The organism is Hoyosella subflava DQS3-9A1 (assembly GCF_000214175.1).
Lineage (GTDB): Bacteria > Actinomycetota > Actinomycetes > Mycobacteriales > Mycobacteriaceae > Hoyosella > Hoyosella subflava.
Map to the genome: position 1 here is coordinate 48609 of NC_015561.1, position 10768 is coordinate 59376.

Consider the following 10768-nt stretch of genomic DNA (forward strand, 5'->3'; position numbering starts at 1 on the left):
GATGACGAGAACCACGAAGAAACCCAGCAGTCGGAAGCAGGCAGGCAGACCACGTGGCGCGCACGCCCAGGCGAGCAAGATCGGTTTTCTCTCCGACGAGGACCTGAAAGACCTGGAAGCGCGCGCACACGAAGCGACCGGCCCGAAAAAGCAGTGGCTGGAGCTGCAAGTTTTACGTCAGCACCGCCGCCGCGCGATGGCGGCCCGCCTGGAGAAATCCCGCGCTGACAGCTCAGACCGCGGGGTACGTCCGCTCGACCAGCGCGGGTTCGCGGGCCTGGGAGGGGGACGGCAAGCCACGGTGGTGCCTCCCGTGGAGTACCGCGGCACGACCGTTCAGGCCGCGGGCCTGTACCCATGGTCGGTAGGCGCCGATTCCCCCATTCTCGGCACACCGCTGGGGCATCACCTCGCAACAGGAGCTCCGGTGTGCTTTGACCCGCTCAATGCGTGGAAATTGAAAGCGATGACGGCACCGAGCTGTTTCATCATCGCGCTGAACGGTTTCGGGAAATCGACGCTGCTGCGCCGGATCACGCTCGGAGACATCGCTGCGGGCGTGCGTGTGATCTGGCCGGGGGATGTGAAGCCAGACGGGAAGGTGCTCAGTGAACGAGTCGGTGGGGAGGTACTTCCCGTTGGATATGGGATCGGCTCAATCAACCCGCTGGCACCGGGGCCGATCGGCGAAGCACTGGTGAAACTGCGCGAGTCACTGCCCACGCTGCCCGATGAGGCTCGCACAGAACGCGAGCTGCGCATCCGCCAGACAGAGTTCGCGCTGGCCGCTCGGCAGCTGAATGTGGTGGCGGGCCTGCTTGAGATCGTCCGCCACCGCCCCCTTGAGGATTACGAACAAACATTGCTCGCATCTGCTATCCGGCTGCTCTATACGCCCGCCGCGGATGGCGGCCACGGGTTTGGCCCTGACCGGCCTGCCATTGTGTCTGATCTGATCGAGCTGGTTAACAACGGCCATGAGGAGCTGCTCGCTGATGCTGTGGCAGACACTGCCGAGGAGTACCGGTCTCAGGTAAAACCGCTGCTGCGGTCGCTGCGCGCGCTGGTGAAGGGCCGGTTCGGTGAGGTTTTCAATGGCACCGACACCGTCCATCTGAACGTGGACAGGCCCTCCATTTGTCTTGATATGTCGTCGATCCCTCCCGGTGATGAAACAATGCGCGCGGCCGCGCTGCTGGCTGGCTGGTCGGAGGCTTTCGCCACGATTGAGGCCGCCCACGTAATTGCTGACAGCGGGCTCGGCCCCAATCTTGCTTTCCACGTCGTGCTGGATGAGCTGTGGCAGGTCATCAAAGTCGGCCCCATGATGGTCGGGCGGATCGACGCAGTGCAACGACTGCAGCGTGTGTACGGTGTCGCGATCACTGCGGTCACGCACAGCATCGCGGAGATGGAAGAAGCAGGCGCGCTCGGCTTCGTGGAGCGCTCGCGTGCCCGGATCATCGGGCCTGTCCCGCGCGGCGAGGTGGAGCGCCTGGCTAAGGTGCTGTCGTTCTCCGAGCGCGAGAAGGACATGGTGATCGGCTGGAGCGACGAAGCTGATCAGAACCGGCTCGTAGATCAGAAAGCCGCGAAGCGGCAGAAAAGGGCGAACGACGGCGGTGGAGAGGAAGTCCCGAAAATCACTGCCGCCGGTACCGGACATTTCTTGCTGAAGCTTGGTGAAGGCCGCCGCCCTGGTATCCCTTTCCGGACGTGGATGACCCCGTCTGAACGAGCATCAGGCATTCACGACACCGATGTCCGTCTCAACGCAGCGAACAAGGAAGCAGAAGCCTTCTCTGTGGAAGGGGAGGCGGTGCTGGTGCGGTGACAGCGGAAAAACCGAAGCGCCGGTATCGCCTCCTCGATGAGGACACCAAGCAGGCCGCTGTGGAAACGGTTGTCGCGCAGATCAAGCGCGGCACCTCGTTCACGGCAGCATGCCGAGCGGTAGCTGAACAGATCGACGTGTCCGAACAGGCAGTCCGCACGTGGGTGAACCGCTCCGGACGGCGGCCCCGCGCAGCGTGGGACGAAGTGATCGATCTGCGCGCCCGCCTTGAAGCCGCCATGCACCTCAATCGCCGCCTGCAGCAGCAGTTCGAGACCAGGTGGCTTCAGTGAACAGCCGCAACCTCGTCGCACTGGGCACGTTTGCGCTCATCCCGCTGCTGCTGTTCATACTCTTCGCGACGGTGTTTCAGGACGAAGAAGACCGCGCCGCCACCGATTGCCTTCCCGGCAGCCGGATGATTCCCGGCGGCGGGGGTGACCTCATCGCGCCACCGGGATCGTTCATCAAACCCGTCAAACCTGATGACGTCTTGTTCACCTCGGGATTCGGGATGCGCTGGGGAACGATGCACCAGGGCATCGACCTCGCAGGCCCGGTCGGCACACCCATCTACGCGGCCGCGGACGGGGTCGTGCGCCACGCGGGCGGCGCGCAAGGATTCGGGCTGTGGATAGTACTCGATCACCACATGAACGGCCAGCTTGTCTCCACCGTGTACGGGCACATCGACGCCTTTTCCGTGCAGGTGGGCCAGCAGGTCCGGGCAGGCCAGCAGATCGCCACGATGGGCAACCGCGGCATCACCACAGGCCCGCACCTGCACTTCGAAATCTGGCAGGGCGGACACGGCGGCACCGCCGTCGACCCCTACCCGCAATACATGGCAGCACCAGCGCCCGGTGAACAACTCGCCCGGCCCCGAGAGGACCTCAGCCAGCTCGCCGCGGACACCGGGACCAGACCGAGCCCGGCCGCAGCGGTCACACCGCTCGGTGATCTCTCCCGTCCCGTCCCCGCGTCAGTCGGTTCGGAAGCGAACCTTCAGGTCAACACAAAACGGCTGATGCGCGCCGTCCACGCCAAATTCGGGGACCGGATCGACACGATCGGCGGGTGGCGCCCGCACGATCCCTTCCCCGATCACCCGAGTGGTCAGGCCATTGACGTCATGATCCCGAACTACTCGTCCGGCGCTGGTGTCGCTCTCGGTGACGAGGTCACAGACTATGTCCTGTCCAACGCCGGCTTCTTCGACGTGGACTACGTGATCTGGCGGCAAATGTACATCAAGCCCGGCCAGGCCCCCTCCTTGATGGAAGACCGGGGGTCGGAGACTGAAAACCACTTCGACCACGTGCACGTCACCGTCCGCGGCGGCGGATTCGATGACACCGCGATGGACTGGGGACACGCTCCCGGCCGCACCGGAAGCTACGACCCGATGGCCCCGATCGACTGCGTCATCAGCGGTGACGGGCTTGGGGACCACCTCGCGGACGGATCCGTACCACCAGAGTTCGCGCCGTGGATCACCCGCGCCGGATCAAGGTGCCCACAGATCAGGCCGTCTCTGCTTGCCGCGCAGATCGAGGCGGAAAGCGGATTCCGCACCCACGCCGTCTCCTCCGCGGCCGCGCAGGGCCCCGCCCAGTTCATCCCCACCACCTGGGCGAGCTGGGGCCGCACCGTCGACGACAACGGCAACCCCACCGGGCCACCCGGCTCCGGCAACGTCAACGCCATCCCCGACTCGGTAATGGCACAGGGCCGCTACATGTGCCACATCGCGCAGACCATCGACGCCGCGATCACAGAAGGCCGCGTCCGCGCCCCGAACGGGGCAGCCGAGCTGTACCTCGCGGGCTACAACGCCGGAGAAGGCGCCGTCCTGTCCGCCGGCGGATTCCCCACAGGCGGGCAGCACACCACCGAAACACGGCCGTACGCAGACAAAATCCTCGCCGCGGAACCGAAGTACCGGGCAATGAACTAACAACACGAGCGCTACCAGACACAGAAGCGCTACAACGCTAGCTGAGACAGGAAGCTAGCCAACGCTACGAGAGAAGAAGGGGTACAGGATGCTGAGAAAGCACCAGGGCCAGGCCGCGGTCCTGATCGGACTCATCGCGGTCACCGCGGCGTGCGGCCGCTCAGAGCCCGCTGACGAGCCGATCCCGGAAGGGACGGACGCACACGTCGAGATCAACCCCGTTGAGGCGTCACCGCAGCCGGTCGCGAGAGCCGCGATGCAGACGATCCTGTCGTGGCAGCCAGCCACCGACACCAGCAAAACCGATGCGCTGCGGCGCGCGCAACAGTGGCTAAGCGGCGAACTGCTCGATGCCGCACTCACACCGAACGCGGACAGCGAGGTCCGCCCAGACCCCCGCTGGGAGGCGTGGAAACAATCCATCGACGTGGTGACCGCGCGCTGCGACACCGCGCCTGATGGTGTCGCAGTGCCCGAAGGTGCCCGCACCGTGGTGGTCGATGTGGAGTGCACCCAGACTGTCCTGCACACCTCCGGGCAGTCGACTCCGCTCACCCCAGGAACATGGCGCACCACGCTCACAGAAGCCAGTGACGGCTGGCGCCTGACCAGTTACCGATTCCACAGCTGAAAGGAACCCCTGAACCATGACGTCTCGAGTTCGCCGCGACCGGCCCGGCACCGGCAGTGGCAGCACGAAGGTGTTCCTGATCGTGCTCGCCGTTATCGCCACACTCTGCGTAATGAGCACCGCATACAAGCTCGGCGGGGGAGAAGCTGACTGGAACCCGCTCGGGCTGATCGTGCTGCTGTTCCTCGGCAAAACCTCATGGCCCGCTGCCGCGACCGGCTACCTCGCCGCGGTCGGGCTCGCGATACTCGGGCTCCTCGTTGCCGCGGCGGTGATCGCCAAACACACCGGGATCGCGGAGAAAATGCGGCGCCGCCGGGTGGAGAAACGACTGGACAGTCTCGCCCGGACCTCGATGATCAATCCGCACGACGTGCCCGAGACCGACCCCCGGTTCCAGGCCGCGACGACCCGGAAACTCGCCCCCGAAGTCCCTGACAATCACCCCGGCTTCCTCGGCGTCCCCGTGGGCACCACCGTCGTCGCGAACCGCGTCCTGCGAATGATGTGGGAATGGGTAGCACTCGCCTACGCCGGTACCCGCATGGGTAAAACAGCCGGTTTATGTGTGCCTGCGATCGTGGCAGCCCCCGGCGCGGTGATCGCCACCTCGAACAAGCCCGACATCTTCACCGACACCCAGGGAATACGCCGCCAGCACGGCACGGTGTGGCTGCTCGACCTGCAGGGCGTCGTCACCGGGAACCAGCAGCAGCGCGCACTGTTCTGGTTCAACCCGCTGCGCGGTGTCGGTGACCTGCCCACCGCCAAACACGTCATGGATTGCTTCGTCTCCGCCGCGATCGAACCCGGCTCCCGCCCCGACGCCTACTTCGACCCCGAATCCCGCGACCTCTTCGGCGCCTACATCCTCGCCGCGGCAATGGCCGGCGGGGACCTGCTGCACGTGACCTCGTGGCTGCGCAACATCCAGTCACAAGTCGCGCCGACCATACTCGACGAAAACGGCTACCACGACCTCGCCGAATCCATGAGAGCGCGCCAGCGCATCAACTCACGCCAGCGCGACGGCTTCTACGGCATGGCCCGCCGCTACCTGACACCACTGGACGAGCCGCGCTTCGCCGCCGCGGTGGTCCCCAACCAGCGCAAAAAAATCAGCCTCGACGAAAACGGGAAAATCACCGTCAGCGACGGTAACCACGTCCACAACCTGCCCGAACTCAACATCGCCCGGTTCGTCAGAAGCACCGACACCATCTACGCGCTCTCCGAGGAAGGCCCCGGCAGCGCAGCCGCTATCGGCACCGCACTGATCGGTGCGGTCTTCATCGAAGCGAAACTCTACGGCCGCACCCAGCCGAACAAACGCATGCCACTGCCGCTGCTCGCCGTGCTTGACGAAGCCGCAAACGTCTGCCGCCTGCGCGAACTGCCAAAGTGGTACAGCTACTTCGGGTCACAAGGCATCAACGCGATCACCATCCTCCAATCACCCTCACAAGCAGTCGATGTGTGGGGAGAAGCAGGCGCGAAACTGCTCAGCGACGCCGCGAACCTCACCTGGTACGGCGGCAACGTCGACGACAAAAAATACCTCGGCGACCTCTCCGCCTCGATCGGGGACCACTACGTCGAAACCGAATCCATGTCCGTGTCAACCAGTCTCCGCAACGGCACCGGAGGGTCCTCACAGCGATCCTGGCAGCGCGAACGAATCATGGACGTCTCCGACCTCGAAGCGCTCCCGCGCACCCGCGCCATCGTCAAGATCGGCGGGTCAAAACCCCTGCTCGTGAAGAAAGACTTCTGGTTCGAAAGCAAACACAAACACGCCGTCACCGCCTCCAAACAGACAGCCGACACGAACGCACTGCTCCCGCCGAAACCCAACCAGCGGACGCAAACCCCCCGCACCGCTGTGGACAGCGAGTACGAAGCACTCGCCACCTCACAATTCTTCGACCACTCCCAGAAAGCCTGACAGCAGATGTTCGACGACGACGTGTTCAGCAACGAATTCACCGACCCCGAACCACCCGCATACCGCCACGAAACTCCAACCGAGGACACAGCCGGTGGCGAGCGCGAGTTCGTCCCCCAGTTCCCGACCGTCGTGGACTGGGTCCACGGCTACTTCCTCAAACTCATCCGCCGCAAAATCGTCGACGGAGCCGGATCCGGACTGTCCTGGGACGCTCGCTGGTGGCACTACCCCGAAGTCGTCGCCCGCCTCACTGCACTGCACCAAGCATGGGAAGCAGCCCGAGCCTCCGACGACATGACCGCCATGTCCTCCTGGTGGATCAACCACCTCGAACCACACCTGCGAGTCATCCTCGACCCCGAAACCGGACCCATGTCCGACGCCACCCGCAGCGGCGAATTCCTCGGACACCCCCACCTACCCGCACAACCAGTACCACCGCACCTACTGTCAACCATCAACGGGCGCTGATCCGCGTGCGCGGCCTAGCGGAAGCATTGGGCTGAGTGTGATGACACTTCAAATCCTCAGTGGCAGCACACCCTAGGATGGAGTCATGCCTGCATCACTGTCTCCGTGGGAGTCGAGAATCTGACTGTCGGTGCGCTCGCCGACTTCATTGCCAATGTTCGATTTGCAGGGGCGAGCGATGAAGCTCTGGTTGAGGTGGTCGCGGAGGATAACTTGGGAAACCCGACACTTCCCCACACAATCGCGGTGACGGTGCAGAACACGAGGGCTAACGATGGCGCGGACAGTCACAGCTACTAGGCGTTTTCTCTGCACCGGCTGAGTCCTGCCTCCTGATTGAGTGGGTGAGCGTGGCAAGGACACGATGGGCGTTTTTTCTGCGCTGGGCATCCGGATGGGCTACGGCATACACGGTTGCCAGGACAATTGGAATCCAGCAGATCGCGCAGATCCATATGAGGGTGTTCACGCCGTGCCGCCTTTTGCGGCTTGGAGTCGTGCCCATTGGCCAAGCTCGGTTGTTTCCGGAATGTCAATCTTCCCGGAGAAATGCAGGTAGGCCAGCTTTCCTCGGTACCGATGAAGGTGGGAACGCATCGTTGCGGGCTTCTTACCCAGTCGTTGTGCGGCTTCGTTGAAACTGATCCCTTCCCGGACAACCAGCATAAGGACTGAGCTGAGATCATGCGGGGCAAGCTGGAGCAGCTTATGTATCCAGCGATAGTCCGCACCCTCGAGATGAGTTATCTCCTTCACCCATTCGAGCATGTCAGCACGCGAGTACTCGAAGGGAAGGCTCTTGTGGCGCCGTTCCACGACTGCGGCAAGGATGTTCCTGCATGCGCCAATGAAGAAGGTCTGAACAGTGGCGGGACCGCTTTCGCTGTACTTCCCGCTATCGAGATATCGCATGAAGCTCGGCAACGCCGAGACGAATACATCGAGGGCAATGTCGTTTCGCACGTCGTAGTTACTCTGAGCAGCTTCGACCACAGCGGATGGGAGCATGCCAAAGCTTGCCATTTCCCCGGCGATACCCTCGGCCAACCACGTTTTGATAGTCCCCACTGCGGGGTCGTAGAGTTCGGCTGCCAACCGTTGTCCCGCGACCGTCAGCCTCCCCCGATCATCGATGAGCCGTTCCATACCAATGCCATCCCTCGCGTGTAGAAGAAGTCGTGTAAAGCCCTTTACGGGTTATATACAGGTATAGGTTCGACGTGTTGCAAAAATTTTGTGGGAACATCGCGTCTCACTCGGAGCCTGGGCCCTGGCTGTTACCGGAAGCAGGCACGAGCACGGCTAGATTGAAGGTGTAGTCCGTCACTTCCGACGAGGGGTAACTCATGCGCGTGTCGTGGTCGCCTATGAGCGGCGACGAGGTGGAGGAGTTCGTTTCCATCCTGTTGTGCCGCGAGTATCCGCATGCGCAGCGGATCAAGCCCGGTCAGGGTGACGGCGGGATAGATATTCGAGTCCCAGACGAGCCCGGCCGAAGCAGCTTCACCATTTATCAGGTCAAGAAGTTCTCCGACACCATCGATACCAGCGAGCGGAGCCAGATCAAAAAGTCTGTTGAACGGTTGCGCAAAACAGTCTCGGAGACCGGCCTCGCAGTTTCCGAGTTGGTAGTCGCGTTCCCATCGTCGATGACGCCCAACAACGATCAGTGGTTTACCGACCTCACCGCTAACGACTCCTTCAAGGCTCGGTGGGCAGGTCGAGACTTCCTCGAAGGTCTTGCAAGCAAGTACCCCGATGTGGTCGACTACTTCGTCGGTAATGGCCGTGAGCGCGCGGAAACCGCACTGTATCGGATGGCTACGCTCCTGGGCGCACCTGGTGTTGGCGCATCGCCAGGCGCTTCGATGGAGCGCATCCAGGCCCTGGCCGACACGCTGAACGCCTGTGACCCCTTGTACTCCTACGAGCTTCAGACGGCGCAGACTCAAGAACCACCACGTAGACATGCAGCCGGACTAGTTTTTTCCGACATTCGCGGTAATCCGGGTCAGTGGACGGCAGTACACGTTTTCGCCCGAATGGACGAATCCGCGAACCTACGTCCAGTAACTCTGAACCTGACGCTCACAGCTAAGGCTGGCACGAGGGAACACGAAAAGCTTGAGGACTTCATCGAATACGGAACTCCCCTTGTCGATGCCGATGCGATAGACATCGTTTCGGATGCTCCTGGCGGGCTCGGAGGCTGTTACAGCAGAGGCCAAATTACTTCACTCCCACTCACTCCTCACCGTGATCAGGAACCGACCGAAGTAAGACTCGAGATTGTCAAACCATCCAGTCTTCCCCTCGCCGGGGTCAACTTCACGGTTGTTGAGACGACGCAGAGCTTGAGCGGCACTGGCAGGCGGCGGGCGCTGAAAGACCCGACGGGATTGCTTACGCATGAACTCCGAGTCAGGTACGGAACCACCACGACTGACTGGACCTTCTCTCTCAAAGAATGGAAGGGGGGTTCTCCGGCAGCGATGCTGCCGCTCACCGCGTTTATCCGCCATCTCCACTGCCCTAACATCCTGATCGTCAAGCGGCCTTACGGAATCAAAACCGGTGAACAACTCCCCATCCCGTCACCGGCTGAACAACTCCCCATCCCGTCACCGGCTGAAGCGCACCCTGCTCGCGTGTGGTTGCACACGATGATTGAGGCGCTCAGCACTATCCAGGAGCGCGTCACGTCGAGAGTGTTCGTGCCCGAACTTGAAACCCTGAGATCCAAGACCGGCCGCCAAATTGCGTACGCCGCGAAGGTGATGAGGGAAGGCTCAGTGACTAGTCACTGGACGAAGTACGACGCCCAAGTCACGAAAGAAGTCGATTGGAAAGACGTCCTCCCTGGCCCCATCACAATCGTCATACCTCAACAGCTGCCTATCGGCTTCCGTGGAGCCTTGATAGACATCGGATCTTATGTGTTCACCTTTACGGATGCTGCGATCGCTCCCGACGCAGAACCACCTCACCTGAGCACCCAGATGTCTCTCGTCCCGAATAGCGACGACACCCTAATCAACCGGTGGTACCCAGTAAACACTGAGTTCCACGAGACACCCTAGAAACTAGATTTCTTGTCCGTGTTCGGCGCTGAGTGGAACATCTAAGTCAGTGTCGGCTGTTGGTCCCGCTTCTGCGTGTTGTTCTGGCTGCTTGTTGAGCATTTCGGCGGGGGTGCGTGGGTGGCCGAGTTGGGCTGCGGTGAGGGCGTCGATGATGTCGTGGGGGATCTGGCCGGGGTTTGCTCCGTCTGTCATGGGTGGCTCGACATGATCGTCGCCTGCGACTTGGCCCATGGTTTGCCGGGTGTGGTGAAGCGCTGCCCCGGCCAGCGCTGCGGTGGTGAGGCTGACGCCGTTCGAGGCGGCGCTGCTGGGCGCGGTGGGTGTCGCGTCGGTGAACGCAGCTCGTGCTTGCTCATCGAGTTCGTGTGAGGTGTGGGGGATGAGCTTGGAGGCGGTGTAAACCGCGGCGAGCGCGGCTGCGGCTTCGAAGATGATGCGGTCGTTTCGTTCACGTTGTTGTTCGGCCTGGGCGTGCTGGTGGGCACGTTCATGTTCTTCGGCGAGGCGGCGTTCGTTCTCGGCCGCGATCGCGGCGTAGTCGCGTGCTTCTTCGGTTTCACTGCCGTGCAGGTGCCGGGCAGCGGCTGCGGCCGCGAGTGCTTGGGCGGCTGCGCGCTGCTGGTGGGTGAGCTGGCGGGTGATGTCTTCAGCGGGCCGGGGCTGCGGTGTGTGCTGGCCTGCCACGCGCCGTTGCTCGACGTTGTCAACGAAGCGTGTGACTGCGCTGATCTTCTTTTCCGCGTGTGCGCTTGCCGTGTGGTCTGCGGCGGTGATGCGGCCGCGGCGGCGCAGCGGGGTGCGCCGCTGTCTGCGAGTCGTGTCAGCCACGATGGTTCCTTCCCTT

The 10768-nt window shown here is 62.7% G+C and carries 10 protein-coding genes; 8 read left to right on the top strand and 2 right to left on the bottom strand.

The annotated features are described in order from the left end of the window. The first annotated feature begins 1 nt into the window (after window position 1). The 7 genes from AS9A_RS22240 (at window position 2) to AS9A_RS22270 (ending at window position 7141) form a co-directional block, all read left to right on the top strand. Window positions 2–1834, top strand: coding sequence for an ATP-binding protein (locus tag AS9A_RS22240; protein ID WP_013798115.1), 1833 nt, complete (start codon window positions 2–4; stop codon window positions 1832–1834). Beyond that, window positions 1831–2127 carry a hypothetical protein gene (locus AS9A_RS22245; RefSeq protein ID WP_013798116.1) on the top strand — a complete coding sequence of 99 codons (297 nt, stop codon included), beginning with the start codon at window positions 1831–1833 and terminating at the stop codon, window positions 2125–2127. The genes AS9A_RS22240 and AS9A_RS22245 overlap by 4 nt, the downstream gene beginning before the upstream one ends. Next, complete coding sequence (locus AS9A_RS22250) at window positions 2115–3791, top strand: peptidoglycan DD-metalloendopeptidase family protein (protein ID WP_041452409.1); 1677 nt, start codon at window positions 2115–2117, stop codon at window positions 3789–3791. Before AS9A_RS22245 ends, AS9A_RS22250 begins: the two co-directional genes overlap by 13 nt. A gap of 88 nt (window positions 3792–3879) precedes the next feature. Beyond that, window positions 3880–4422: a hypothetical protein gene (locus AS9A_RS22255; RefSeq protein ID WP_013798118.1), complete on the top strand. Its 543-nt coding sequence runs from the start codon at window positions 3880–3882 to the stop codon at window positions 4420–4422. Between the two features lie 16 nt (window positions 4423–4438). Next, on the top strand, window positions 4439–6367 hold the full coding sequence (locus tag AS9A_RS22260; RefSeq protein ID WP_013798119.1) for a type IV secretory system conjugative DNA transfer family protein: 1929 nt from the start codon (window positions 4439–4441) through the stop codon (window positions 6365–6367). A gap of 6 nt (window positions 6368–6373) precedes the next feature. After that, window positions 6374–6841 carry a DUF4913 domain-containing protein gene (locus tag AS9A_RS22265; RefSeq protein WP_013798120.1) on the top strand — a complete coding sequence of 156 codons (468 nt, stop codon included), beginning with the start codon at window positions 6374–6376 and terminating at the stop codon, window positions 6839–6841. Window positions 6842–6946: 105 nt separating this feature from the next. Continuing rightward, window positions 6947–7141 (top strand): hypothetical protein, encoded by a 195-nt coding sequence (locus AS9A_RS22270; RefSeq protein WP_013798121.1) that lies wholly within the window; start codon window positions 6947–6949, stop codon window positions 7139–7141. Between the two features lie 165 nt (window positions 7142–7306). On the opposite strand, the gene AS9A_RS22275 is transcribed toward AS9A_RS22270, so the two are convergent. Next, a complete protein-coding gene (locus AS9A_RS22275) occupies window positions 7307–7987 on the bottom strand; it encodes an RNA polymerase sigma factor (RefSeq protein WP_013798122.1) in 681 nt (226 codons plus the stop codon). A 200-nt stretch (window positions 7988–8187) separates the two neighbouring features. Between AS9A_RS22275 and AS9A_RS22280 the strand changes: the two genes are divergently transcribed. Continuing rightward, window positions 8188–9921, top strand: a complete 1734-nt coding sequence (locus AS9A_RS22280) for a PDDEXK family nuclease (protein WP_148262665.1) — start codon at window positions 8188–8190, stop codon at window positions 9919–9921. A gap of 3 nt (window positions 9922–9924) precedes the next feature. On the opposite strand, the gene AS9A_RS22285 is transcribed toward AS9A_RS22280, so the two are convergent. Next, window positions 9925–10752, bottom strand: a complete 828-nt coding sequence (locus tag AS9A_RS22285; RefSeq protein ID WP_013798124.1) for a hypothetical protein — start codon at window positions 10750–10752, stop codon at window positions 9925–9927. Window positions 10753–10768: the final 16 nt, after the last annotated feature.